This is a genomic window from Sphingomonas sp. A2-49 (assembly GCF_025548555.1).
In the GTDB taxonomy this organism is placed as follows: domain Bacteria; phylum Pseudomonadota; class Alphaproteobacteria; order Sphingomonadales; family Sphingomonadaceae; genus Sphingomonas.
The window spans coordinates 587820-610171 of the sequence record NZ_JAJLPA010000001.1; the positions used below are offsets into that span (position 1 = coordinate 587820).

The window sequence follows — 22352 nt, forward strand, 5'->3', positions numbered from 1 at the left end:
AGAACAGGAGTTTCATCGATGTCCCAAGCCAAGGGCTATGCCGCCCAGTCGGCCGAAACGCCGCTCGCCCCCTTCGCGTTCGAACGTCGCGAGCTTCGCCCCAACGACGTGCGCGTCGATATTCTCTATTGCGGCGTCTGCCATTCGGACCTGCACACCGCGCGCTCGGAGTGGCCGGGCACCGTCTACCCGAGCGTGCCGGGGCACGAGATCGTCGGCCGCGTCGCCGCCGTCGGCCCTGAGGTGAGCGGCTTCGAGGTCGGCGAGATCGTCGGCGTCGGCTGCATGGTCGACAGCTGCCAGCACTGCCACGCCTGCGACGATGGGCTGGAGCAATATTGCGAGAACGTCTTCACGATGACGTACAACAGCCCCGATCGGGTGACGGGCGAGAACACGCTGGGCGGCTATGCCGACCATATCGTCGTCCGCCAGGAGTTCGTGCTGAAGATCCGCCACGGCGAGGAGCAGCTCGCCGCCGTCGCCCCGCTGCTGTGCGCGGGCATCACCACCTGGTCGCCGCTGCGCCACTGGAAGGTCGGGCCGGGGCACAAAGTCGGCATCGTCGGGATCGGCGGGCTCGGCCACATGGGCGTGAAGCTCGCCCGTGCGCTGGGCGCCACCGTGGTCGCCTTCACCACCTCGCCATCGAAGCGCGAGGAGGCGCTACGGCTCGGCGCCGACGAGGTCGTGATATCGCGCGATGCCGACGAGATGGCAGCGCATACCGGCAGCTTCGACTTCATCCTCAACACCGTCGCCGCGCCGCATGATCTCGACCCGTTCGTGACGCTGCTGAAGCGCGACGGCACCCTGACGCTGGTGGGTGTGCCGGCCGAGCCGCATCCCTCGCCGGCCGTCTTCAATCTCGTCTTCGGGCGCCGCTCGATTGCGGGCTCGTTGATCGGCGGGATCGCGGAAACGCAGGAGATGCTCGATTTCTGCGCCGAGCACGGCATCACCGCCGATATCGAGATGATCGCGATGGACGAGATCGAGGAAGCCTATCGCCGCATGACGGCAAGTGACGTGAAGTACCGCTTCGTCATCGACATGGCGACGCTCGGCACCGCCGCCTGATTCAACCCCTAAGCAAGGACGGCCGCAGCGGTGCGCGCCGCTGCCTTCCGGCCCCGAACCGATGGAGAGACCATGCCCGCCCCCACGCCCTATGACGGTTTCGACAAGCTGTACCTCGCCGGCGCATGGCGCACCGGTCGCGCAAAGCCGGCGCGCAACCTGAACCCCTGGACCGAACAGCCGATCGGCGAGGTGCCGCAGGCCAACGCCGAGGATCTGGAGGACGCCTATCAGGCGGCCAAGAAGGCGCAGCCCGACTGGGCCGCGAAGCTGCCGTCCGAACGCGCCGCGGTGTTCGCCGCCGCCGCGAAGATCATGGAAGCGCGCCGTGACGAGATCATCGGCTGGCTGGTGCGGGAGGCGGGGTCCACCCAGCTCAAGGCGGCGCTGGAATGGAAGGCGGTCAACGGCGTCATGCTGGAGGCCGCCAGCCTGCCCTACATGGTCGAAGGGCGCATCCTGCCCAACGACACGCCCGGCAAGGAAAGCCGCGTCTACCGTAAGCCCGTCGGTGTGGTCGGCGTCATCTCGCCGTGGAACTTCCCGCACCAGCTGTCCGCCCGCTCACTCGCGCCCGCCATGGCGGTCGGCAACGCGGTGGTGCTGAAGCCCGCCTCCGACACGCCCGTCACCGGCGGGCTGTTCTTTGCCAAGCTGTTCGAGGAGGCCGGGCTGCCGGCGGGCGTGCTCAGCGTTATTCCCGGCCCGGGCCGCGAGATCGGCGATGCCTTCGTCAAGCACCCGATCCCGCGGGTCATCTCGTTCACCGGCTCGACCCCTGTCGGCCGAGGGATCGGCAAGGCGGCGTACGAGGCCGACATCATCAAGCGGCTGGAGCTGGAGCTGGGCGGCGACAGCCCGATCGTGGTGCTGGCCGATGCTGATCTCGATCTCGCCGTCAAGGCGGCGGTGTTCGGCAAATTCCTCCACCAGGGCCAGATCTGCATGATCGCCAACCGACTGGTCGTCGAGGCGCCGGTATATGACGAGTTCGTCGACCGCTTCGTCGGCGCGGTGAAGGCGTTGCCGATCAACGGCCCCGACGATCCCACCACCATGATCGGGCCGATCATCAACCGCCAGCAGCTGGGCAGCGTGCAGGAGCTGATCGGCAAGGCCCGCGACGCCGGCTACCGCCAGCTCGCGGGCGGGGACCCCGACGGCCTGGTCCTGCCTCCGCATGTCTTCGCCGACGTCGAGGCGGAGGGCGCGCTTCACCGGCGCGAGATCTTCGGGCCGATGGCGCCGGTGATCCGCGCGACCGACGAAGCGGACGCGCTGCGGATCGCCAACGACACCGATTACGGCCTGTCCTCGTCCGTGTTCACCCGGGATCTGGAACGCGGCGTGCGCTTCGCGCGGGCGATCGAGGCGGGGATGGCGCACGTCAACGATCAGCCGGTGAACGATCTGCCCTTCAGCCCGTTCGGCGGTGAGAAGAACAGCGGCATCGGCCGCTTCAACGGCCGCTGGGCGGTCGATGCCTTCACCACCGACCAGTGGGTCACGCTGCAACACACGCCCCGCCCCTACCCCGCCGATGCCCGCATGCTGTCCCCCGGCAGCACGGAAAGCGTCGGCGGCTGACCCAATCAGGAGAATTGACCATGCGTTACAACAGACTGGGCCAGACCGGCCTGTTCGTGTCCGAGCTGTGCCTGGGCACCATGACCTTCGGCGGCGAGGGCGAGACCTGGAGCAAAATCGCCGACGTGCAGCAGGAGGGGGCGGACGCGCTGGTCCGCACCGCGCTCGACGCCGGCATCAACTTCATCGACACGGCCAACGTCTATTCGGGCGGGCAGTCGGAGGAGATCCTCGGCCAGTCACTCAGGAACCTGGGTGTCGCGCGTGACGAGGTGGTGATCGCGACCAAGGGCTTCGGCCCGATGGGCGGCGGGCAGAACGCGCGCGGAGCCACGCGCTACCACCTGATCGATGCCTGCAAGGCGAGCCTGAAGCGGCTGCAGCTCGACCACATCGATCTCTACCAGATCCATGGCTTCGACCCCGCGACGCCGATGGAGGAGACGCTGCGCGCGCTCGACACGCTCGTCCAGCACGGCCATGTCCGCTATGTCGGCGTGTCGAACTGGGCGGCGTGGCAGATCGCGACCGCGCTCGGCTTGGCGGAGCGGCTGAACCTGCACCGCTTCGTCAGTCTTCAGGCCTATTACACCGCGGCGGGCCGCGACCTGGAGCGCGAACTGATCCCGATGCTCAAGGCGACGGGCCTGGGTCTGATGGTGTGGAGCCCGCTCGCGGGCGGGCTGCTGTCGGGCAAGTACGACCGCGAAGGCAAGTCGGGCGATGGCCGCCGTGCCGATTTCGACTTCCCGCCCGTGAACCGCGATCGCGCGTTCTACGTCATCGATGTGCTGCGCCCCATTGCGGAGGCCAAGGGCGTGTCGGTGGCGCGGGTCGCGCTCGCCTGGCTGCTCCACCAGCCCGCCGTCACCAGCGTCATCATCGGCGCCAAGCGGCCCGACCAGCTCCGCGACAATCTGGGCGCGGTGGATGTGACGCTGTCCGATGACGAGTTGCGGCGCATCGACGAGGTCAGCGCGCTGCCACCCGAATACCCGGGCTGGATGTTCGGCTTCCAGGGCAAGGGGCGCCAGGACCAGCTCGACGCGGTCGCGACGCCGCGCGGCTGACTTAGCTCGGGGCGGACGGGCGTCCGCCCCGACACGCTCAACGGAGCGTGCGGGCGAACAGCGAAGTCAGTTCGCGCCAGGCGCGCTCGGCCGCCGCTTCGTCGTAGATGCCGAGGTCGCTCATGGTCCAGCCATGCTTCGCGCCCGGGTAGATCTCGCACCGGTGCTGGACGCCCGCGTCGGTCAGCGCCCGATCCAGCCGCTCGGCCATTTCGGGCGGGTAGCTGCCGTCCTGGTCGGCGCCCGCGACATAGACTTCGGCCTGCATCTGTGGCGCCAGAAGGTGCGGGCTGTCGGGTTTGTCGGTGGCGAGATTGCCGCCATGGAAACTCGCCGCCGCCGCGATCCGGTCGGGATAGACACCCGCCACGGTCAGCGCCATGCCGCCGCCCATGCAATAGCCGGTGACCCCGAGCCGCGTTCCCGCGACGTCGGGCCGGCTTGCCAGATGGTTGAGAAACGCGGCCGTATCGCTCGCGGCGCGGGTGTTGTCGATCGAGGCCATCATCGGCACGATCTTCTCACGAAAGTCGTTAGAGCCGAGCTCGCTCGGTATGATCTCCGCATATCCGCCCAGGCGATAGAACATGTCGGGCAGCAGCACGACATGGCCCGCGTCCGCCAGCCGCTGCGCCATCGCGAAGAGCGTTGGACGTATCGCGAGCGCGTCCATGTAGATGATGGCGGCTGGCCAGGGGCCCTCACCAGCGGGCGTGAAGAGGAACGACGGGCAATCGCCATCGGCGGTGCGGATGGTGAGGTCTTGACGGGGCATCGTGATACTCGATCGGGGGGAGCGATCGCTATAGCCCCGCCCGACCGCCATCCCAACCGATTGCTCGCACGCGCCTACATCACCGGCAGAGCGCGGGTCAGGGTGCGCGACGCTTGCCGGTGCGGCATCGGGCGGTGCAAGGCTCCCCGCATGAAGACACGCACGATCGCCATCGTCGGAGCGGGGATCGCGGGCCTGTCCTGTGCGGATCGGCTGGCTGCCGCGGGCCATGCGGTCCGGCTGTTCGACAAGGGTCGTGGTCCGGGCGGCCGCATGTCGACGCGCCGCGTCGACATGGGCGGCGAACCGGTCGGATTCGATCACGGGGCGCAATATTTCACCGCGCGCGACGAGGAGTTCCTGGAACAGGTCTTGCGTTGGGAAGCGGACGGACTGGTCGCGCGCTGGCCGCCCGCAGGCGACGACGCCTGGGTCGGCGTACCCGGCATGAGCGCGCCTGTACGCGCTCTGGCCGACCGCCATGCGGTGGAATGGAACGCCGCAGTCGTTTCGGTTGTACGCCAGGACGGGCGCTGGCTGGTCGGCGCCGACGCCAGGCCGTTCGATGCGCTGGTGGTGGCCGTTCCCGCGGAACAGGCCGCGCCGCTGCTCCGACCCTTCCTGCCCGCCTTCGCGGCCGAAGCGGACCACCTGCCCTCCCGGCCGTGCTGGACGCTGCTGGCGGCGTTCGACGCGCCGCTGGCGGTCGGGGCCGATTGCTGGCGCGGGGGCGACGAGGACGCCATCGGCTGGGCTGCGCGCAACAGTGCTAAGCCTGGGCGTGGGCCAGCGGAGACCTGGGTCGTACAGGCCGGCGCCGGCTGGTCCGCCCGGCACCTGGAAGACGACCGCGAGGGCGTCGCCGACGCGCTGCTCGCGGCGCTGCGCGACGCAGTCGGGCCTACGGCCCTCCCGCCGCTCCGCTACCGCGCCGCGCACCGCTGGCGATATGCGCGGACGACGGCGCAGGGCTGCCGGCCGTTATGGGACGAAATCGTGCGGATGGGCGCATGCGGCGACTGGCGCGGCGCGCCTCGCGTCGAGGCGGCATGGCTGTCGGGCGCCGCCCTGGCGGCCATGATGCTCGGAGGCTGAGCGAGACGGCCCTTTTCGCCCGATGGTGGAACGATAGGCTGCCCCCGGCCGCTCTGCCACTGAACCAATTGGGAGAATGAACGATGCGCGCACTTTGCTGGCATGGGAAAGGCGACGTTCGCGTCGACACGGTTGCCGATCCGGAAATCAAGCATCCCCGCGACGCCATTATCAAGATCACCGCCTGCGCGATCTGCGGCTCCGATCTTCATCTGCTCGACGGTTATCAGCCGACGATGGAGGCGGGCGACATTCTCGGCCACGAGAACATGGGCGAAGTCGTCGCGTTGGGCTCGGAGGTGACCAACCTTAAGATCGGCGACCGCGTCGTCGTCCCCTTCACGATCAGCTGCGGCGAATGCTGGTTCTGCAAGAAGGGGCTGTTCTCGCTTTGCGACACGACCAATCCCAACGCGGAGATAGCGATCAAGGCGATGGGCCATTCGCCCGCCGGGCTGTTCGGCTTCAGCCACATGCTGGGCGGCTATTGCGGCGGGCAGGCCGAGTATCTTCGCGTGCCGATGGCCGATGTCGGCCCAATCAAGGTGCCCGACAACGTCACCGATGAACAGGCGCTGTTCCTGTCGGACATCTTCCCGACCGGCTATATGGGCGCGGAGAACGCGCAGATCGAACCGGGCGATACCGTCGCCATCTGGGGCTGCGGCCCGGTCGGACAGTTCGCGATCCGCTCCGCGATCATGATGGGCGCGGGCCGCGTGATCGCGATCGACGAGGTGCCGGAGCGCCTCGCCATGGCCGAGGCCGGCGGCGCGGAAACGATCAACTTCGCCGATACCGACGTCTATGACGAGCTGATGGCCCGCACCAAGGGGCGCGGCCCCGACAGCTGCATAGACTGCGTCGGACTGGAAGCGGCGGGGCACGGTGCCGCCGATGCGGTGATGGACAAGGTGAAGGCGGCCGCGTTCCTGGCGACCGATCGCGTTCACGTTCTTCGCCAGGCGATCATGAGCTGTCGCAAGGGCGGAACCATCTCGGTTCCCGGCGTCTATGTCGGCATGGCCGACAAGCTCCCGATGGGTGCGGCGATGAACAAGGGGCTGACGTTCAAGATGGGCCAGACCCATGTGCAGCGCTACACCCACCCGCTGATGGCGAAGATCGAGGCGGGCGAGATCGACCCAAGCTTCGTCATCACCCACCCTGCCAGCCTGGAGGATGCGCCGGAGATGTACCGGAAGTTCCGGGACAAGGAGGACGGCGTCATCAAGGTGGTGTTGCGCCCGCACGGCTGACAAAATAACCGGCGCCTCCAAGCTTCGGAGACGCCGGTTACCACCTCATCAGCCTTAGCTAGTCCAGCAAATGCCGGGACTGAACACTGGGGAACGGCTATCGCCTTTAAACGGTGTAGGCGCCGTCCTGGAGCCCGATAGCAACTACGCCATGTCCTCTGCAGGTTAGCTCATTGCGCCTGATCGCTCGTATCAGAGCAAGCAGCAGCCACGCCGCCGAAGCGTTTCACTTTCGCTCGCGCCTCACCTTGCCGACGCGAGAGGCTCGAGCGTTCCCAGCCAAGCCACCACCGCTAGAAGCGTGACGGCGCAGGTCGCCTCGGCCGCGAGGCTGCGTCGTAAGGCGACGAGTGCACCGCGATGATCGGACGCGGCGATCGATCGCTCGAACATCGGCGTAAGTCGAAAACGGTTGAGCGACGCGAGCGCGAGCATCACGCCGAAAAGCGCGAGCTTGGCGATCAGGATCTGGCCGTAGCGCGTAGCCGGGAGGGCCGGCAGATTGGCGAGGCCGACCAGCAGCCACGCGTTGACGACACCCGTGATGACGATCGTGCCGACCAGGATCGTGCCGACCATGCCGAACCCGTGCAGTGCGCGGTGCGTCAGGGTCAGATGGGCGGCGTCGACGCGGCCGACCGGCCGGGCGACCAGAAGCCCGAGCCCGAGCAGGGCTCCGGCCCAGGCTCCGCCCGCAAGCAGGTGGAGAATGTCGGCGCCCAGATGCACCCAGCCAACAGCGCCCTCGTCCATCGCGCCGTGTCCTGTCCAAGCAAGTGTGGCGAGCGCCACAGCCGCAGCGAACGTCACCAAGCCGAGCAAAGCCGCGCGACCGGCTGCCACGAGGGCCGCGCCCGACGCCACCACGAGCGCAGCCATGCGCGCTTCCCACGCGGTGCCCGTCGCGGACCCGGAGAGGAGCATCCCGATCGCCTCCCGATCGACCGGCCAGGGCGGCGCCCCGGCCATCGCCGCCGCGAGCAGCGCGAGGGCGATCCCGGAGAACAGGAGGCCGAGGAGGCCGCTTCCGACGAGCCAGGGGCGCAAGGCGAGCGCGTCGGCGCGCTCGCCCGCTTTGAGGCCGTAGAGACTGAAGGCCGACAGGCCGAACAATCCGCTCAGCGTTGCATAAAGCGCGAAGCGAACCGCGATCAGCGGCCAGTCGGTCTCCACCCTTACTTGACCGCGAAGGCGAAGTTTCCGGCTACCCGGTGGGTGTCGACCGAGACCACGTGCCACGCGACGCTGTAGCGCCCCGCGGCGAGCGGCGCCTTGGGCGTGACGACGAGCGTCCGGCCATCATCGGCGACCCCGGCCGCAGCCGCGACCTTCATGGGCGGGTGCGCGGTGCCGCCATGCGCTGTCATCATCAGGTCCGCGCCCGAGAACTTCGGCATCAGCTTTTCGCTGAACCGAAGCGCGAGACGCGCTGGCTTGGCGACAGTCGCGTTCGGCGCCGGTGAGGCGGACAGCAACTTAGGGTGAGCCTGGGCGGCGCTGGCGAGCCCGAGGATGGCAAGGGCGGCAGGGGCTAGGGCGCGATGCATGGGGTTACTCCGTGATGTTCTGTCCATTCTACGCGGCGAAGTCGCGCACCCCTCACGCGACCGATGAGGGATGATGGGCAGCGCTGCGTAACCAGTGTTAGAGGGGCGGAGTGGAAAACATGGATGATCTGGACAGAGCGTTGGCGAGATTGGCGGGAGCACCTGTTCCGGCCGCGCTCGACGACGTCGAAGCACGTGTTCTCGCCCGCATCGGCACCCGGCCGGTCGTGCGGCAGGCCGGGCTCGGCATCGGTGTGGTGACGGTCGCGGCGTTGGCGATCGGCATGATCGGAGCAGAGTTGCCGGCGACCGCGAGCCCCGCGGTGTCGCTCGCACCGCTTGGTGGGGCTTCGCCGCTCGCACCCTCGACTTTGCTGATAGGCGAGCCGTGACCTCGACCAAGCGCGTCGTTCTGTGTGTCGTCCTCGCCTTTGTCGCGGCGATTGGAGGCGTGTTCGTCGGACGTGCGCTGTTGCCCCATCCCAAGCAGCCCGGTGCCGCGCTGCACGATGTATTGCACCACAAGCTCGCGCTCGATGCCGATCAGCAGGCAAAGCTGAAGGTTCTGGAGGACCGGTTCGCGGTGCAACGGAGCGCTCTCGAGCTGGAGTTGCGCGCGACCAATGCACGGCTCGCCGAGGCGATCGAGGCCGAGCACGGCAACGGTCCGCGGGTAACGGCCGCGGTCGATCAGAGCCATGCCGCGATGGGCGAGCTGCAGAAGGCCACGTTGGCGCACATCTTCGCCATGCGGCAGCTTCTGCGGGCCGATCAGACCTCCCAATTCGATGCTGCGGTGGTGAAGGCGCTCACCGACGGCCAGGGGTGAGCCTCGATTGGACCACGCTGTCCGATGGCGAGCTGGCGACGCTCAGCATTGCCGGTCGGCAGGCCGCTTTTGCCGAAATCGTGCGGCGCTACCAACAGCCGGTGTTCCGGCTCGCGCGGGCTTGCGTCGGCGAACCGGACGAGGCGCTCGACTTGGTGCAGGAGACGTTCGTCGCAGCACACCAGGCCCTCCCGCGCTACGACGGACAGCGCGCTATGAAGGCGTGGCTTTCGACGATCGCGATCAACAAGTGTCGTGACTGGGCGCGAAAGCGCGCTGTGCGCCGGTTCTTCTCGTTTGCGGCCCCCATCGATCATCGGGCCGAAGCTGTGGTGGACGATCAGGTGGCAATCGACGACGGCGCAGCCGACCGCCAGGAGTTGGACCGGGTAACAGATGCCATTTCCGCTCTGCCCATGAATCTAAAAGAGGCTCTAGTGCTGCGCACCATCGAGGGTTTGAGCCAAGCCGAAACCGCCGACGTGCTGGGGATCAGCCAGAAGGCTGTCGAAACCCGCCTCTACCGTGCCCGCTCGCGCCTCCTCGAAAAGTTGAACACCGAACAAGGGATCGGCGTGCGGGACGCGTAGAAGGAGTGAAACGGGCCGGTAGCGGCCCACCTTCTAGGAGCTTTCATGTCGCGCGTTCTCGACCGCCGCCAAGTGCTGCGCGGTGCCACCCTAGCCGGAAGCGGCCTTGCTCTGTCGGCCTATATGCCGGCGTGGGCGCAGCCGGTGTCCGCGGGCATCGCCAAGCCGTTGCCGACAGTTTCGGGCGACGACATTACGCTAAAGATCGCTCACCAGATGATGATGATCGACGGGCGGCAGAGCCACGCGATCGGCATCAACGGCACCGTGCCCGCTCCGCTCATCCGCTTGCGCGAGGGGCAGAACGTGCGCCTCCACGTCGTTAACGATCTGGATGAGGAAACCTCTATTCATTGGCACGGGCTGCTGGTGCCCTTTCAGATGGACGGCGTGCCCGGCATTGCCTTTCCAGGCATCCCGGCACGATCGACCTTCACCTACGAGTTCCCGATCATCCAGAGCGGCACCTACTGGTATCACAGCCACTCGGGGCTCCAGGAGCAGGAGGGGCACTACGGGCCGATCCTGATCGACCCAAAGGACCCCGACTCGGTGCAGTTCGATCGCGAGCACGTCATCGTGCTGTCCGATCACAGCTTCCAGCACCCGCACTACCTGTTCGACCGCCTCAAGAAGGAGTCGGGCTACTTCAACCGCCAGCGTCAGACCCTAAGCGGGCTGCTGGCGGGCAAGGATCAGCCGCTCAAAGAGCGGCTGATGTGGGGCAAGATGCGGATGGACCCCGCCGACGTCGCCGACGTGACCGCCTCGACCTACACCTATCTGGTCAACGGCCATGGTCCCAAGGACAACTGGACCGCGCTGTTCCGGCCGGGGGAGCGGGTGCGGCTTCGCTTCATCAACGCATCGTCCATGACGACCTTCAACGTCCGCATCCCTGGCCTGCCGATGACGATCGTCGCGGCCGATGGTTTGAACGTGCGCCCCGTTCAGATCGACGAGTTCCAGTTCGGTCCGGCCGAGACCTATGACGCGATCGTCACGCCGCCCGACATGCGCGCCTACACGCTGGTGGGCGAAAGCGTCGATCGCTCCGGCATGGCGCGCGCGACGCTCGCACCCCGCGAGGGCATGGCTGCCGAGGTCCCGCCGCTGCGCAAGCGGCCGCTCGCGACCATGAAGGACATGGGCATGGGCGGCCATGACATGAGCACGATGGATCACGGTTCCATAAAGGGCATGGGGAGCGGTGCGACGGGCGCATAGGCTGGATCGATGGCGGGCATGGACCATAGCGGTATGGACCATGGCGCAGGTGCCGGTTTGATGCAGGGCATGGACCATTCCCAGATGAACCATGGTGCCGCCGGCGCTGCTGCCGGCGCCATGGCCGGGATGGATCATGGGTCGGGTGCGATGCCGGGCATGACAGATGGGCAGCCGATGGCCGGCATGGACATGGGCAGCATGAACATGCGCGATTTCTCGAAGGCCCCGGGTGTGAAGAAGGGACCAGGCGTCCAGACCATTTCGGCGATGCCCATCGATCGCACCGGCGAGCCCGGTCAGGGGCTGGAGAATGTCGGGCACCGCGTGCTGACCTATCGCGATCTGATTGCCCTGGACCGCAATCCCGACACGCGGGCACCCGAGCGCGAGATCAAGCTCCACCTTACCGGCAACATGGAACGATACATGTGGGGCTTCGATGGCGAGAAGCTGTCGGAGAGTCCCGATCCGATCACCCTGCTGCACGGCGAGCGGGTGCGTGTCACCCTCATCAATGACACGATGATGGGGCACCCCATTCATATCCACGGTCACTTCTTCGACTTGGTGACGGGGAAAGGCGCTTACGCGCCTCGGAAGCATACCGTGCTCGTGCAGCCAGGCGGCACGGTGAGCTGGGACGTGACAGGCGAGGAAGGCGATTGGGCCTTCCACTGCCACATGCTCTACCACATGCACGCAGGGATGATGCGTGTCGTCCAGGTCCGCAAGGCCGGGGAGGCAGCAGCGTGAAGCGGTCACTCCTTCTCGCCGGCCTCGCCTCGGCAGTCGTCGCCAGCCCCGTGTCTGGGCAGAGCATGGATCATTCCATGCACAACATGCCGGGGATGACCATGCCGGCGAAGCCCGCGGCCAAGGCTACCCCCAAGCCCGCGCGGAAAGCAGCCGCGAAACCTGCGACCAAACGGAAGGCCCCTGTTCGGCGCGCGGCCCCCCGTCGTGCCCCAGCCGCACTGGCGCCGGCGGCCGATCCGCACGCCGGTCACGACATGAGCGGGATGCAGGGCATGAACATGGGCGGGCAGCAGGCCGCGCCCGCCCAGGACCCGCACGCCGGCCACGACATGTCCGCTATGCCCGGTATGGGCTCCCCGGCAGCAGCGGGGCAGGATCCGCATGCCGGGCATGACATGAGCGCGATGCCTGGTATGGCGATGGAGGGTAGCCAGGCAGGCGCCAAGGTCGGGACCGACCTTCTTCCCGGCAATAGGCCCGCTCCCGCGCCGTCCGGCGATCATCTCGCCGATCGCTTCTGGGGGGCGGACGCCATGGCCAACTCGCGCGAGAACGATCTGCGGCGCGAGCATGGCGGGATGACCTACTATCAGGTGCTCTTCAATCTCGCGGAGTATCAGGCCCGCAAGGGAAGCGATGGCTACCGCTGGGATGGCGAGGCTTGGATCGGGGGCGACATCAACCGGCTCTGGCTGAAGTCGGAGGGCGAAGGCGGCTTCGGCAAGTCGCTGGAGAGCGCCGAGGTGCAGGCGCTCTACAGCCACGCCCTTGATCCCTACTGGAACCTTCAGGCCGGCGTCCGCTACGACTTCAAGCCGAACCCGTCGCGCACCTATGCGACGATCGGGATCGAGGGCCTGGCCCCCTACCAGTTCGAAGTGGAGGGAGCGCTGTTCCTCTCCGACAAGGGTGACGTGCTCGCCCGCGCCGAGGGCTATTACGACCAGCGCATCACCAACTACTTTGTTCTGCAGCCCAGGGTGGAGGCCAACTTCGCGGCCCAGGACGTGCGCGATACCGGTATCGGCTCCGGATTAACGGACCTGGAGGCCGGTCTGCGGCTTCGCTACGAGGGCCGCCGTGAGTTCGCGCCCTATGTCGGCGTGTCGTGGGAACGTCAGTTCGGCGACACCGCCCGCTTCTCGCGGGCACGGGGCGACGACACGGGCGGCTTCAGCTTCGTCGCCGGCGTGAGGACCTGGTTCTGAGCCCGCGGCTCCGCCTCCACCTTGGAGCGAGCAAGATCCACCGCTGGCTTGCTCTCCTGATCGGCGCGCAGGCGATCGTCTGGTTCACCAGCGGGCTTGTGATGAGCCTGCTCCCGATCGACACGGTGCATGGCGATCACCGGATCGAACGGAACGCCGAGCCGGCGCTGTCGAGCATACAAGGCTTCGCATCGTTACCTGCCTTGCTCGCGGCAGCCGGAGCGCCGGTCCGGCAGCTTCAGCACCGCATGCTGCTCGGGCGGCCGATCGTCGAGGCACAGCTTGTGGATGGTCACATCCGTCTGCTGGACGCCCGCACGGCTGCGCCAATTCCACCATTGGATGCCGGGGTGGCCGGGACAATCGCTCAGAAAGCGTATCGGGGGGCTGGTGTGCCCGCGCCCACCATCGAACGGGTCGAACAAGCCAGTACAGAGTATCGCGGGGCCTTGCCGGCATGGCGTGCCTCCTTCGCGGACGATGACGCCACCCGCATCTATGTAGCGGCCGAGACGGGACGGCTCACGGCGGTCCGGACAGGAACGTGGCGGCTGTACGACTTCTTCTGGGGTCTCCACATCATGGATTGGACCGAGCACGAGCGGTTCAACACGCCGTGGCTCAACGCCTTTGCCGCAGGCGGTCTCGTCTTCGCGGTGTCGGGCGCAATCCTTCTTTTCATGCGCTGGCCGAGACGGTCGCGCCGCGTAGCCGGGGGGCGTAATTCCAGACAGGGAGTCGCATGATGGATGAGCACAAAGGCAAAATGAACATGGGAATGGGCTACGGTCGCTTCGCGGCGATGGTGGCGACCTCGACCGTTGTCATGTTCGGGCTGATGTACGTGAACGTCTATGCCCTCGGGCATATCGAGTTCAGCCAGACGCGGTTCTGGATGGCCTTCGTGATGGGCGCCACGATGGCGATCATCATGCTCCTCTTTATGTGGTCGATGTACAAGAACAAGCGGACGAATGCCGCGATCATCGGCGTTAGCATCGTGGTGTTCGCGCTCGCGCTGTGGCTCGTCCGCAGCCAGGAAACGGTGGACGACATGAGCTACATGAAGGCCATGATCCCGCATCACTCGATCGCGATCATGACTAGCGAGCGCGCGCACATCAAAGATCCGGAGGTGCGGAAGATGGCGGACGGGATCATCGACGCGCAGGTCCGCGAAATCACGCAGATGAAGCGAGCCATTGCCAGGCTTGAGGCAAACCCAACGCCTGCGAATGCGCCCGACCTGCCCTCTTACCGTGACAAGCAGGTTCCCCCTCCCCCGCCTGAAACCGACGAGAGCGCCGGGGTGAATACGCTGCAGCCGATCCACTGAATTCGATCCCGGGCGTGAGGGATACGGTCCGCACGCCCGTATCCCTCCTGTGGGCGGGGGCATTTACGCAGCAGCGACACGATGAAGAAGTTGACTGTTCTGGTTCTCGCGGCCGCACTCGGCGCCGCCCCGGCCATCGCCCAGATGCAGGGCATGGATCATTCGGGCATGAACCATGGTCAGATGATGCAGCCGACACGGGCCAACCCCTATCCGCCCTCTGAGATGCAGATGCATCAGAAGATGATGTCGGCCATGGGTGCCGATGCGACCGAAACCTGGGTCCGCAAAATGGTCGAGCATCATCGCGGCGGTATTGCCATGTCGCAGATAGTGTTGCGCGAAGCCAAGGACGCAAAGGTCCGCCAGATGGCGACCAAGACGATCGCCGAGCAGAACAAGGAAGTCGGTGAGCTGAACGCCTGGCTGCGGGCGCACGGCAAGGCTGCACAGTGATCGGCGACCGCCCCACCGCAGGGCTGGCCTGCGGTGGGGCGACCATCTAGGAACAGATATGACCCGCACCCGCCTTCTCGCCGCTGTTGTAACGTTCGCCATGCCGGTCGCAGCCGTGGCTGCCGGGCCGGTGCTGATGCACCGTGATCCGGGCTGCCCATGTTGCGAAAAGTGGGCGCAGCAGGTGAAGGCTCAGTTCGGTCGCGCGGTCCGCGTGGTCGACGACGCGAACCGGCCCGCGTTCATGAAGGCCCGGGGCGTACCTGCGGACTTAGCCTCGTGCCACACGGCCATCATCGACGGCATGACTTTCGAGGGTCATGTGCCGATCGCCGACATGAAGCGGGCTCTGGCAACGCACCCGAAGGGTGTGATGGGGCTCGCGGTTGCCGGGATGCCGATGGGCTCGCCGGGCATGGAGATGCCGGGCATGAAGGCCCAGCCCTACGACGTCGTTGCGTTCGGACCTGGTGGACGCAAGGTGTTCGCCCACCACTAAAAGGAGGGAGGCGCAAACGCCTCCCTCCCCGGCTTACTTCTTAGGGATTCCGGACATGTCGTGACCGGCATGATCGTCGCCCTTCTTCATGTCCTTGCAGCAATCGCCCTTGCCGTCCTTGCAGCAATCGGCACCGTCTTTGCAGCACGCCATGTCGGCGCAGCAGGACCCGGCCGCGAAGGCTGCGGTGGGAAGGGCGAGCGCCAGCGCTGCGCCGATCAGCTTGAACTTGGTCATTGAAATCTCCGTTGATTAAATGTGTGAACCTGTTGGAGGGTCACACGGCTCGCGGAGGTGGAGTGGCGGGCGGTATCAGCCACCCGCTCATGACAGTAGCCGGCGACGGCCAGGCGGCGATTGGGAGTGAGGATAACGGCTCGACCCTCGCCAGGGCTTCCCCGGGGACGGCGATGCAGGGCGTCGCGCAGGCCGCTTGCGGCGCCTTTTTGCCCGGGGCCGAAGGGTTCTTCTCCTCGCACCCGGCCATTACCGACGCGATCGGAGCGGCTTGAGCACTGGCTTCGCAGATCGGCCCCAGCCGGATAAGCAGCATCATCGCAAGCACGGCCAGGACGGCCGTGCGAAAGACGCTGATAAAAGGACGAGACCCGGACTTCACGCCCACTACCGGCAGCCTTTTGGACCTGAAGTCAACGGCTCAGTGCGGCATCGAGAGCGCAGCCGGGGCGATCACCATCCATAGCGCCATGGCGACCATCATCACGTTCTCGGTCAGCGAGAGGAAGCCGAGAGGTACGTTGCTATCTCCGCCCACGCAGGCGCACTTGAGTTCGCGCTTGTCGACATAGACCGCCTTGATGACGGATACCGCACCGATCGTCCCGATAACGAGCGCGATCGGCACCGACAGCCAGGTGAGCACACCTGCCGCCATCAGCACGCCCGCGACACCTTCCGCGTAGGGATAGACGTAGGAATAGGGCACCCAGCGCTTGGCGAGCAGATCGTAGTTGAGGAACATGCTCGAGAAGCTCTCGACGTTCTGGAGCTTCAGCATGGCGAGCACGCACATCGAGAAGGCGATGAACCATTCCCCAGCGCGGACCGTGAACGGCGAACCGAAGGCAGTGTAGCTGGCCGCGAGCGCCATCAGGGCGGTCATGGCGAACACCGCGACTACGGGCCGGTATGTGACGGCCTTGGGATCGCGCACCGCCTTGCCGAAGAAGCGGCGCAGATCGTCAAAGCCTCCTACGCGCTCACCCCCGATGAAGGTCTGCGGCGTGGTCTTCACGTCATGCTCCGCCTTGAACGCGTCCGTGTCCTCGCGCGTGCGCAGCCAGTGATCCTCGACCTCGTAACCTTGCCGGCGCAGCAGATCCTTGGCCTTCACGCCATAGGGGCAGGTGTGCGCCGGCATCACCATACGATAGATCGTCGCTTTCTTGGGCGCCGCGGTCGCCATCTCACTTCTCCGTCCTGTTCGCGGAGCCTATATAGGGTCCGTACTATAGTACGGAGTCAAGGCATGGCGGCGCTGACAATTGCGGGTTTCGCGCGTGAAGGAGACGTCGGTGTCGAGACCGTGCGCTACTATCAGCGCCGGGGTTTGCTCGATACGCCAGACCGGCCGCAAGGCTCCGGCGCGAGCGGCAGTATTCGCCGCTACGGAATCGATGACGTGCGCCGCCTCCGGTTTATCCGATCGGCGCAGGCAGCCGGGTTCACGTTGGAGCAGATCGGCGAACTGCTAGCGCTCGACGCAACCGACGATCGCGCCCGCGTACGCGAGCTTGCCAATGAGCGGATTGAGGCACTGGACGCCAAGATCCAGGAGCTTGAGCGGGTGCGCGCCTCCCTTCGCCATCTCGCAAGAGAGTGCGGAAGCGGGTCAGCCGGGCCGTGCCCGATCCTCCAAGCGTTCGATCACGCATGAGCGTCAGGCGCGCGCGATGGCGATGCTCGACAGGTCGGTTGCTTCGTCGACCGGCACGCCGACCTGCTTGCGCTCCGAATAGCGATCGACGAGCTGGACCGCATGGGGGCGCAGCAGGACGGTGAAGCGTACCAGCTCCTCCATCACGTCGACGATCCGATCATAATAGCTCGACGGCTTCATGCGGCCTGCCTCGTCGAATTCCTTGTAAGCCATGGCGACGGACGACTGGTTCGGGATCGTGAACATGCGCATCCAGCGGCCGAGCAGGCGCAGGGTGTTGACCGCGTTGAACGACTGCGATCCGCCGGACACTTGCATGACCGCGAGTGCGCGACCCTGGGTTGGGCGCATTCCCTTCATTTCGAGCGGCAGATGATCGATCTGGGCCTTCATGATGCCGGTGATCTGGCCGTGTCGCTCAGGGCTGCACCAGACCTGCCCCTCCGACCACATCGACAGCTCGCGCAGCTCGTGGACCGCAGGATGATCGTCGTCCTTCACCTGATCGGGAAGCGGCAGCGTCGATGGATCGAAGATGCGCGTTTCGGCTCCGAACAGGTGCAGGAGGCGCGCGGCTTCCTCGACAGCGAGCCGCGAGAACGACCGCTCGCGCAGGCTCCCATAGAGCAACAGGATGCGTGGCGCCGGATCGAGAGCACCCAGGCTCAGCGCGGGTCGCTGGCGGACGAAGGCGGGATCGAGCGCGGGAAGGCTGTCAGGATCGATCAATGAACGCAGCGACATCAGAGAGCTTTCACGAGATAGACGGCCGAGGCGGGGCAGAGCGCGGTGAACTCACGCGAGGCGGTGATGGTCGACGGAGCGGACTCGCGGCTTGCATTAGCGAACCCGAGGCTCCGGAAGAACGACGCGGCCGTCGTCGTCAGCAGGTGGAGGTGTGCCACTCCGTATTCGCGAGCTTGCTGTTCGAGCCCGGCGATCATGGCACGGCCGATTCCGCGCCCTCTGCGATCGGTGACGACGACCGAGCGAAGCAGGCGATCGGCTCCCCTTCCTTCCAAACCACCATATCCGATGAGGCCTTGAGCATCGTCAAAGCGGAAGAAGGTGCGGCCGGGTTCGCCCAGGTCCGCGATCGGCAGTTGGGCTGCCGTCAAAGGGCCTGCCATTTCGTCCAGATCGCCGGATCGAAGCAGGGTGACGACCATGCTCGTCATGCGAGGCTGATCCTGATGGCGAGCGCCGCAAGCGTGATGAGCAGCACCGGCACCGTCAGCGTGACACCGACCCGGAAGTAATAGCCCCACCCGATCCGCACACCCTTCTGGCCGAGAACATGAAGCCACAGCAGCGTCGCGAGCGAACCGATCGGCGTCAGCTTGGGGCCGAGATCGCAGCCGATCACGTTGGCGTAGATCATCGTTTCCTTGACCGCGCCCGTGGCGTGCGCGGCGTCAATCGAGAGCGCACCCACCAGCACGGTCGGCATGTTGTTCATCACCGAAGACAGGACGGCCGCGATCACGCCGGTTCCGAGCGCAGCGCCCCACACGCCGCCCTGGGCGGTGCGATCGAGCAGCGCGGCGAGATGATCGGTGAGGCCTGCGTTTCGCAAGCCATAGACGACCAGGTACATACCCAGCGAGAAGATCACGACCTGCCACGGTGCGCCGCGCAGCACTTTGCCGGTCTGGATCACATGACCCCGGCCCGCGATCACCAGCAGCAGGACCGCGCCGGCAGCGGCTACGGCGCTGACGGGCACGCCCAGAGGTTCGAGCAGGAAGAATGCGGCGAGCAGCAGCGCCAGGACCGTACACCCGGCGCGAAAGGTCGCAGCGTCGCGGATCGCGTCACGCGGAAGCCGGAGCGCCGCCACGTCATAGGCTTGCGGGATGTCGTGCCGGAAGAACAACAGGAGCGCGCCGAGCGTTGCCGCGATCGACACCAGATCCACCGGCACCATCACGCCGGCATATTCACCGAAGCCGATCTTGAAGAGGTCGGCCGACACGATGTTGACCAGGTTCGAGACGACAAGCGGCAAACTGGCGGTGTCGGCAATAAACCCGGCCGCCATGACGAACGCCAGCGTCGCCCTGTCCTTGAAGCCCAGCGCCCGCAGCATGGCAATGACGATCGGCGTGAGGATCAGCGCCGCGCCGTCATTGGCGAACAACGCGGATACTGCTGTGCCCAGCAGCACGATGAGGACGAACAGCCTCCGCCCATGCCCCCTGCCCCAGCGTGCGACATGGAGTGCTGCCCACTCAAAGAACCCGGCTTCATCGAGCAGCAGGCTGATTACGATGATCGCGACGAATGCAGCCGTCGCGTTCCAGACGATGCCCCACACCACCGGCACGTCCGACAGCGTGACGACACCCGCAAGCAGCGCCACGGCGGCCCCGCCCATCGCGCTCCATCCAATCCCGAGACCCTTGGGTTGCCAGATGACGAGCGCGATCGTGGCGACGAAGATCAGGACGGCAAGGAGCATCAGGCGACGCGCTGGCCTGATGCATCGACGACTTGCTCGCCATCTTCCTTCGCAAACGCGCCGAGCTCATCCGCGGGCAGCAGATCGAGGACGGCTTCGGACGGTCGGCAAAGCTTCACGCCAAGTGGTGAAACGACCAGTGGCCGGTTGATGAGGATCGGATGTGCCATCATCGCGTCCACCAGCGCATCGTCGGACAGCCCCGTGTCGCCCAGGCCCAGCTCCGCATAAGGCGTCCCCTTCTCGCGGAGCAGCTCACGGGGCGTCATGCCGGCACGATTGATCAGCTCGACCAGCAGCGCGCGGGCGGGCGGGGTCTTCAGATACTCGACGACATGCGGCTCGATGCCGGCATTGCGGATGAGGCCAAGGGTGTTGCGGGAGGTGCCGCACTCGGGATTGTGATAAATGATCATATCGACAGGCACGAAGCGTCCTCTCAGCAGCAAGGGGCAAGTTCGGCGATGAGCGGAGCACACAGCTCCGCGTTGCCGGCGCAGCAGTCTTTGACGAGGAACAGCGTCAGCGCGCGCAGGCCGTCCAGATCGGCGCGGTAGATGATAGAGCGGCTGCGTCGTTCGGCTCGTACAAGGCCGGCGCGGGCGAGGATCCCGAGATGTGCGGACATGGTGTTCTGCGGCACGTCGAGCCGACGAGCGATCTCACCCGCCGCCATGCCGTCTGGTTCATGGCGCACCAGCAGGCGAAAGGTGTCCAGGCGTGTGCCTTGAGCCAATGCACCAAGCGCAATGATGGCTAATCCCGATTCCATATATCCAGCATAGCGGATATTGGGGCAGGAGCTAGTCCTTACGCGCGCAGGTGATACGGCGCGGGTTGCCAGGGATCGCGCCGCTCACCGATGAAGGATAGCGCAACTCCGCTTACCCCGCAGAAGCGGCCTTTCTCTCCGCCATGGCTCACGTCAGATGATGAGCACCGACTAAGTGAATTGCCCAACACGCTGTAACCGGACGGCTTTTCGCACCGCCGCAGCGAGCAATCGCGGTTCAAGGATCCGCCCAACGGGCACGCCGCTTGTAACGTCTCGAAATTTCTCCGTGGATCGGACATGGTGGCATCATGGCATCCGACAGAAACACCGTCGCATTGATCGTCGATCAGCTATCCGCAGCAGGCGACGTCTCGGCCAGGCCAATGTTCGGCGAGTACGGACTGTACTGCGGCGGCAAGATGTTCGGAATGATCTGCGACGGCCAGCTTTTCATCAAGACCACCGTCAGCGGGCGGACGTTAGGACCCAATCTCGACGAAGCGCCACCCTACCCGGGCGCGAAGCCCTGCCTGCTGGTTGATGCAGACCGATGGGAAGACGGCGACTGGCTTGCCGAGTTCGTCCGGGTCACGGTCGCCGAGCTTCCCACGCCCAAACCCAAGCCTCGCAAGTCGAAACCGACCTGAGGCAATAGCCGGCTAGCTTGATGGCGTCAGCGCAGCTGGCTGTCCTTGCTGCCGCGTCGATTGAACGCGGAAAGAACAGCTCGGCTGTCGCGCTGCGACTGGCACTGTACGCATGTCCTTACGCCCGCCAGCGCTTGACGGCGGGCCTCGGGGATCTCCTCGCCGCACTCCTGGCAGTGCGTTGCACTTTCCCCTCCGGGAAGGCCTGATCGCGCGAACAGGACGGCGTCGGTCACCGTGTCGTCGATCTGATCCTGGATAGCGCCGTCGCGCGTCCACCCGCCCGCCATTTTGCTCACCCATCCTAATCCCAAGCCTCCTAGATGGGACATGACGGGCGACATTCCAGCCGGCGCCGATGCGCCCGAACGACCGCTGCAACGTTGGTCGCTGAGCGTTCCTATGTGCGAGGCGATGATGAAGACGGTGACGCTACCCAGCGGCGAGAAGGTGCCGGCGCTTGGCCAGGGAACCTGGATGATGGGCGAGCGCCGCGAGCGCCGTTCGAGCGAGATTGCGGCGCTTCGTGCGGGCGTCGAGTGCGGCATGACGCTGATCGATACCGCCGAGATGTATGGTGACGGTGCGGCAGAAACCCTGATCGGCGAAGCGCTCAGCGACGTGCGCGACCGGCTGTTTCTGGTCAGCAAGGCCTATCCGCAGAATGCCTCGCGAAATCGTCTGGCCGGCGCGTGCGAGGCGAGCTTGAAGCGGCTCGGGACCGATCGGCTCGACCTGTACCTGCTTCATTGGCGCGGTTCGGTGCCGCTTGCTGAGACGGTTGGGGCAATGGAGGCGCTGAAATCCGCGGGCAAGATCCGTTACTGGGGCGTCAGCAATCTCGATACCGATGACATGGAAGAGCTTGTTGCGGCGGACGGCGGCGCCTGTGTGACCGACCAGATCCTCTACAATCTCACGCGGCGGGGGGCCGAACACGATTCGCTGCCCTGGCTTGGCGATCACGGCATGCCAGCCATGGCGTACAGCCCGGTGGAACAGGGCCGCCTTCTTGCCAACCGCACCCTTGCTACGACCGCGAGCAATATCGGCGCGACGCCGGCGCAGGTGGCACTCGCCTGGGCGATGCGCCACGACGGCGTCATCGCCATTCCGAAGGCAGGTTCGATCGACCATGTGCGGGAGAATCGCGCGGCGGCCGATCTCATCCTTTCGGACGCTGATCTTGCAACACTCGACGCAGCGTTCCCGCGCCCCCGCACCCGTCGCCCGCTCGAGATGCTCTGAGCCT

Annotated in this window: 27 protein-coding genes and 1 pseudogene; 17 read left to right on the forward strand and 11 right to left on the reverse strand. The window is 66.1% G+C overall.

Annotation, left to right across the window (positions count from 1 at the left end):
- Nucleotides 1–18 precede the first annotated feature (18 nt).
- The 3 genes from LPN01_RS02800 to LPN01_RS02810 all read left to right on the forward strand — a co-directional run bounded on the left by LPN01_RS02800 (nucleotide 19) and on the right by LPN01_RS02810 (nucleotide 3737).
- Nucleotides 19–1080, forward strand: coding sequence for an NAD(P)-dependent alcohol dehydrogenase (locus tag LPN01_RS02800; RefSeq protein WP_262826819.1), 1062 nt, complete (start codon nucleotides 19–21; stop codon nucleotides 1078–1080).
- Between the two features lie 72 nt (nucleotides 1081–1152).
- The gene (locus LPN01_RS02805; protein WP_262826820.1) at nucleotides 1153–2667 is read left to right on the forward strand and encodes an aldehyde dehydrogenase family protein; all 1515 of its coding nucleotides are present in this window, start codon (nucleotides 1153–1155) and stop codon (nucleotides 2665–2667) included.
- A gap of 20 nt (nucleotides 2668–2687) precedes the next feature.
- Nucleotides 2688–3737: an aldo/keto reductase gene (locus LPN01_RS02810; RefSeq protein ID WP_262826821.1), complete on the forward strand. Its 1050-nt coding sequence runs from the start codon at nucleotides 2688–2690 to the stop codon at nucleotides 3735–3737.
- 37 nt (nucleotides 3738–3774) lie between these two features.
- Here the strand turns inward: LPN01_RS02810 and LPN01_RS02815 are convergent, their stop codons facing one another.
- On the reverse strand, nucleotides 3775–4512 hold the full coding sequence (locus LPN01_RS02815) for a dienelactone hydrolase family protein (RefSeq protein ID WP_262826822.1): 738 nt from the start codon (nucleotides 4510–4512) through the stop codon (nucleotides 3775–3777).
- A gap of 150 nt (nucleotides 4513–4662) precedes the next feature.
- On the opposite strand from LPN01_RS02815, the gene LPN01_RS02820 reads away from it, so the two are divergent.
- Both LPN01_RS02820 and LPN01_RS02825 read left to right on the forward strand, forming a co-directional pair.
- Nucleotides 4663–5607 (forward strand): NAD(P)/FAD-dependent oxidoreductase, encoded by a 945-nt coding sequence (locus LPN01_RS02820; RefSeq protein WP_262826823.1) that lies wholly within the window; start codon nucleotides 4663–4665, stop codon nucleotides 5605–5607.
- An 83-nt stretch (nucleotides 5608–5690) separates the two neighbouring features.
- Nucleotides 5691–6866, forward strand: coding sequence for a zinc-dependent alcohol dehydrogenase (locus LPN01_RS02825; RefSeq protein ID WP_262826824.1), 1176 nt, complete (start codon nucleotides 5691–5693; stop codon nucleotides 6864–6866).
- A 243-nt stretch (nucleotides 6867–7109) separates the two neighbouring features.
- Here the strand turns inward: LPN01_RS02825 and copD are convergent, their stop codons facing one another.
- Nucleotides 7110–8039 carry a copper homeostasis membrane protein CopD gene (gene copD / locus LPN01_RS02830; RefSeq protein ID WP_262826825.1) on the reverse strand — a complete coding sequence of 310 codons (930 nt, stop codon included), beginning with the start codon at nucleotides 8037–8039 and terminating at the stop codon, nucleotides 7110–7112.
- 2 nt (nucleotides 8040–8041) lie between these two features.
- Nucleotides 8042–8413: a copper homeostasis periplasmic binding protein CopC gene (gene copC / locus LPN01_RS02835; protein ID WP_262826826.1), complete on the reverse strand. Its 372-nt coding sequence runs from the start codon at nucleotides 8411–8413 to the stop codon at nucleotides 8042–8044.
- 119 nt (nucleotides 8414–8532) lie between these two features.
- On the opposite strand from copC, the gene LPN01_RS02840 reads away from it, so the two are divergent.
- The 9 genes and pseudogenes from LPN01_RS02840 (at nucleotide 8533) to LPN01_RS02880 (ending at nucleotide 15317) form a co-directional block, all read left to right on the forward strand.
- Nucleotides 8533–8805 carry a hypothetical protein gene (locus LPN01_RS02840; protein ID WP_093330861.1) on the forward strand — a complete coding sequence of 91 codons (273 nt, stop codon included), beginning with the start codon at nucleotides 8533–8535 and terminating at the stop codon, nucleotides 8803–8805.
- Nucleotides 8802–9242 carry a periplasmic heavy metal sensor gene (locus LPN01_RS02845; RefSeq protein ID WP_262826827.1) on the forward strand — a complete coding sequence of 147 codons (441 nt, stop codon included), beginning with the start codon at nucleotides 8802–8804 and terminating at the stop codon, nucleotides 9240–9242. The genes LPN01_RS02840 and LPN01_RS02845 overlap by 4 nt, the downstream gene beginning before the upstream one ends.
- Nucleotides 9239–9832, forward strand: a complete 594-nt coding sequence (locus tag LPN01_RS02850) for an RNA polymerase sigma factor (protein WP_262826828.1) — start codon at nucleotides 9239–9241, stop codon at nucleotides 9830–9832. Before LPN01_RS02845 ends, LPN01_RS02850 begins: the two co-directional genes overlap by 4 nt.
- A gap of 45 nt (nucleotides 9833–9877) precedes the next feature.
- Nucleotides 9878–11815 (forward strand): annotated as a pseudogene (locus LPN01_RS02855) (copper resistance system multicopper oxidase).
- A gap of 77 nt (nucleotides 11816–11892) precedes the next feature.
- Nucleotides 11893–13026, forward strand: a complete 1134-nt coding sequence (locus LPN01_RS02860) for a copper resistance protein B (RefSeq protein WP_262826829.1) — start codon at nucleotides 11893–11895, stop codon at nucleotides 13024–13026.
- A 101-nt stretch (nucleotides 13027–13127) separates the two neighbouring features.
- Nucleotides 13128–13772, forward strand: coding sequence for a hypothetical protein (locus LPN01_RS02865; RefSeq protein WP_262826830.1), 645 nt, complete (start codon nucleotides 13128–13130; stop codon nucleotides 13770–13772).
- Complete coding sequence (locus LPN01_RS02870) at nucleotides 13769–14362, forward strand: DUF305 domain-containing protein (protein ID WP_410482778.1); 594 nt, start codon at nucleotides 13769–13771, stop codon at nucleotides 14360–14362. Before LPN01_RS02865 ends, LPN01_RS02870 begins: the two co-directional genes overlap by 4 nt.
- Nucleotides 14363–14443: 81 nt before the next feature.
- Complete coding sequence (locus LPN01_RS02875; protein ID WP_262826831.1) at nucleotides 14444–14818, forward strand: DUF305 domain-containing protein; 375 nt, start codon at nucleotides 14444–14446, stop codon at nucleotides 14816–14818.
- Nucleotides 14819–14876: 58 nt separating this feature from the next.
- A complete protein-coding gene (locus tag LPN01_RS02880; protein WP_262826832.1) occupies nucleotides 14877–15317 on the forward strand; it encodes a DUF411 domain-containing protein in 441 nt (146 codons plus the stop codon).
- 33 nt (nucleotides 15318–15350) lie between these two features.
- On the opposite strand, the gene LPN01_RS02885 is transcribed toward LPN01_RS02880, so the two are convergent.
- Together LPN01_RS02885 and LPN01_RS02890 are read right to left on the reverse strand one after the other, a co-directional pair.
- Complete coding sequence (locus LPN01_RS02885) at nucleotides 15351–15554, reverse strand: hypothetical protein (protein ID WP_262826833.1); 204 nt, start codon at nucleotides 15552–15554, stop codon at nucleotides 15351–15353.
- 421 nt (nucleotides 15555–15975) lie between these two features.
- Nucleotides 15976–16743 (reverse strand): glutaredoxin, encoded by a 768-nt coding sequence (locus LPN01_RS02890; RefSeq protein ID WP_262826834.1) that lies wholly within the window; start codon nucleotides 16741–16743, stop codon nucleotides 15976–15978.
- 63 nt (nucleotides 16744–16806) lie between these two features.
- On the opposite strand from LPN01_RS02890, the gene LPN01_RS02895 reads away from it, so the two are divergent.
- Nucleotides 16807–17214, forward strand: a complete 408-nt coding sequence (locus LPN01_RS02895) for a MerR family transcriptional regulator (RefSeq protein WP_262826835.1) — start codon at nucleotides 16807–16809, stop codon at nucleotides 17212–17214.
- Nucleotides 17215–17217: 3 nt separating this feature from the next.
- Here the strand turns inward: LPN01_RS02895 and arsH are convergent, their stop codons facing one another.
- From arsH to LPN01_RS02920, 5 genes are read right to left on the reverse strand one after another with little or no spacing between them, the layout of a single operon-like run.
- Nucleotides 17218–17961 carry an arsenical resistance protein ArsH gene (gene arsH, locus LPN01_RS02900; protein ID WP_262826836.1) on the reverse strand — a complete coding sequence of 248 codons (744 nt, stop codon included), beginning with the start codon at nucleotides 17959–17961 and terminating at the stop codon, nucleotides 17218–17220.
- The gene (gene arsN2 / locus LPN01_RS02905) at nucleotides 17961–18395 is read right to left on the reverse strand and encodes an arsenic resistance N-acetyltransferase ArsN2 (RefSeq protein WP_316746625.1); all 435 of its coding nucleotides are present in this window, start codon (nucleotides 18393–18395) and stop codon (nucleotides 17961–17963) included. Before arsN2 ends, arsH begins: the two co-directional genes overlap by 1 nt.
- Nucleotides 18392–19678, reverse strand: a complete 1287-nt coding sequence (locus LPN01_RS02910; protein WP_262826837.1) for an arsenic transporter — start codon at nucleotides 19676–19678, stop codon at nucleotides 18392–18394. The genes arsN2 and LPN01_RS02910 overlap by 4 nt, the downstream gene beginning before the upstream one ends.
- Nucleotides 19678–20094: an arsenate reductase (glutaredoxin) gene (gene arsC, locus LPN01_RS02915; RefSeq protein WP_410482787.1), complete on the reverse strand. Its 417-nt coding sequence runs from the start codon at nucleotides 20092–20094 to the stop codon at nucleotides 19678–19680. The genes LPN01_RS02910 and arsC overlap by 1 nt, the downstream gene beginning before the upstream one ends.
- Nucleotides 20095–20117: 23 nt before the next feature.
- Nucleotides 20118–20450: an ArsR/SmtB family transcription factor gene (locus LPN01_RS02920; RefSeq protein WP_262826839.1), complete on the reverse strand. Its 333-nt coding sequence runs from the start codon at nucleotides 20448–20450 to the stop codon at nucleotides 20118–20120.
- A gap of 311 nt (nucleotides 20451–20761) precedes the next feature.
- On the opposite strand from LPN01_RS02920, the gene LPN01_RS02925 reads away from it, so the two are divergent.
- Entirely contained in the window at nucleotides 20762–21100 is a 339-nt protein-coding gene (locus tag LPN01_RS02925; RefSeq protein WP_262826840.1) for a TfoX/Sxy family protein, read from the forward strand.
- Between the two features lie 26 nt (nucleotides 21101–21126).
- On the opposite strand, the gene LPN01_RS02930 is transcribed toward LPN01_RS02925, so the two are convergent.
- Entirely contained in the window at nucleotides 21127–21390 is a 264-nt protein-coding gene (locus tag LPN01_RS02930; RefSeq protein ID WP_262827059.1) for a DksA/TraR family C4-type zinc finger protein, read from the reverse strand.
- A gap of 127 nt (nucleotides 21391–21517) precedes the next feature.
- Here LPN01_RS02930 and LPN01_RS02935 point away from each other — a divergent pair, with 127 nt between their 5' ends.
- Complete coding sequence (locus tag LPN01_RS02935) at nucleotides 21518–22348, forward strand: aldo/keto reductase (RefSeq protein ID WP_262827060.1); 831 nt, start codon at nucleotides 21518–21520, stop codon at nucleotides 22346–22348.
- Nucleotides 22349–22352: the final 4 nt, after the last annotated feature.

Excerpts from the sequence above, each read along its gene's own strand:
- LPN01_RS02800 (WP_262826819.1), top strand. The coding sequence starts at position 19 with ATGTCCCAAGCCAAGGGCTATGCCGCCCAGTCGGCCGAAACGCCGCTC.
- LPN01_RS02805 (WP_262826820.1), top strand. The coding sequence starts at position 1,153 with ATGCCCGCCCCCACGCCCTATGACGGTTTCGACAAGCTGTACCTCGCC.
- LPN01_RS02810 (WP_262826821.1), top strand. The coding sequence starts at position 2,688 with ATGCGTTACAACAGACTGGGCCAGACCGGCCTGTTCGTGTCCGAGCTG.
- LPN01_RS02815 (WP_262826822.1), bottom strand. The coding sequence starts at position 4,512 with ATGCCCCGTCAAGACCTCACCATCCGCACCGCCGATGGCGATTGCCCG.
- LPN01_RS02820 (WP_262826823.1), top strand. The coding sequence starts at position 4,663 with ATGAAGACACGCACGATCGCCATCGTCGGAGCGGGGATCGCGGGCCTG.
- LPN01_RS02825 (WP_262826824.1), top strand. The coding sequence starts at position 5,691 with ATGCGCGCACTTTGCTGGCATGGGAAAGGCGACGTTCGCGTCGACACG.
- copC (WP_262826826.1), bottom strand. The coding sequence starts at position 8,413 with ATGCATCGCGCCCTAGCCCCTGCCGCCCTTGCCATCCTCGGGCTCGCC.
- LPN01_RS02840 (WP_093330861.1), top strand. The coding sequence starts at position 8,533 with ATGGATGATCTGGACAGAGCGTTGGCGAGATTGGCGGGAGCACCTGTT.
- LPN01_RS02860 (WP_262826829.1), top strand. The coding sequence starts at position 11,893 with ATGCACAACATGCCGGGGATGACCATGCCGGCGAAGCCCGCGGCCAAG.
- LPN01_RS02865 (WP_262826830.1), top strand. The coding sequence starts at position 13,128 with ATGAGCCTGCTCCCGATCGACACGGTGCATGGCGATCACCGGATCGAA.
- LPN01_RS02870 (WP_410482778.1), top strand. The coding sequence starts at position 13,769 with ATGATGGATGAGCACAAAGGCAAAATGAACATGGGAATGGGCTACGGT.
- LPN01_RS02875 (WP_262826831.1), top strand. The coding sequence starts at position 14,444 with ATGAAGAAGTTGACTGTTCTGGTTCTCGCGGCCGCACTCGGCGCCGCC.
- LPN01_RS02880 (WP_262826832.1), top strand. The coding sequence starts at position 14,877 with ATGACCCGCACCCGCCTTCTCGCCGCTGTTGTAACGTTCGCCATGCCG.
- LPN01_RS02885 (WP_262826833.1), bottom strand. The coding sequence starts at position 15,554 with ATGACCAAGTTCAAGCTGATCGGCGCAGCGCTGGCGCTCGCCCTTCCC.
- LPN01_RS02890 (WP_262826834.1), bottom strand. The coding sequence starts at position 16,743 with ATGGCGACCGCGGCGCCCAAGAAAGCGACGATCTATCGTATGGTGATG.
- LPN01_RS02895 (WP_262826835.1), top strand. The coding sequence starts at position 16,807 with ATGGCGGCGCTGACAATTGCGGGTTTCGCGCGTGAAGGAGACGTCGGT.
- arsH (WP_262826836.1), bottom strand. The coding sequence starts at position 17,961 with ATGTCGCTGCGTTCATTGATCGATCCTGACAGCCTTCCCGCGCTCGAT.
- arsN2 (WP_316746625.1), bottom strand. The coding sequence starts at position 18,395 with ATGACGAGCATGGTCGTCACCCTGCTTCGATCCGGCGATCTGGACGAA.
- LPN01_RS02910 (WP_262826837.1), bottom strand. The coding sequence starts at position 19,678 with ATGCTCCTTGCCGTCCTGATCTTCGTCGCCACGATCGCGCTCGTCATC.
- arsC (WP_410482787.1), bottom strand. The coding sequence starts at position 20,094 with ATGATCATTTATCACAATCCCGAGTGCGGCACCTCCCGCAACACCCTT.
- LPN01_RS02920 (WP_262826839.1), bottom strand. The coding sequence starts at position 20,450 with ATGGAATCGGGATTAGCCATCATTGCGCTTGGTGCATTGGCTCAAGGC.
- LPN01_RS02925 (WP_262826840.1), top strand. The coding sequence starts at position 20,762 with ATGGCATCCGACAGAAACACCGTCGCATTGATCGTCGATCAGCTATCC.
- LPN01_RS02930 (WP_262827059.1), bottom strand. The coding sequence starts at position 21,390 with ATGGCGGGCGGGTGGACGCGCGACGGCGCTATCCAGGATCAGATCGAC.
- LPN01_RS02935 (WP_262827060.1), top strand. The coding sequence starts at position 21,518 with ATGAAGACGGTGACGCTACCCAGCGGCGAGAAGGTGCCGGCGCTTGGC.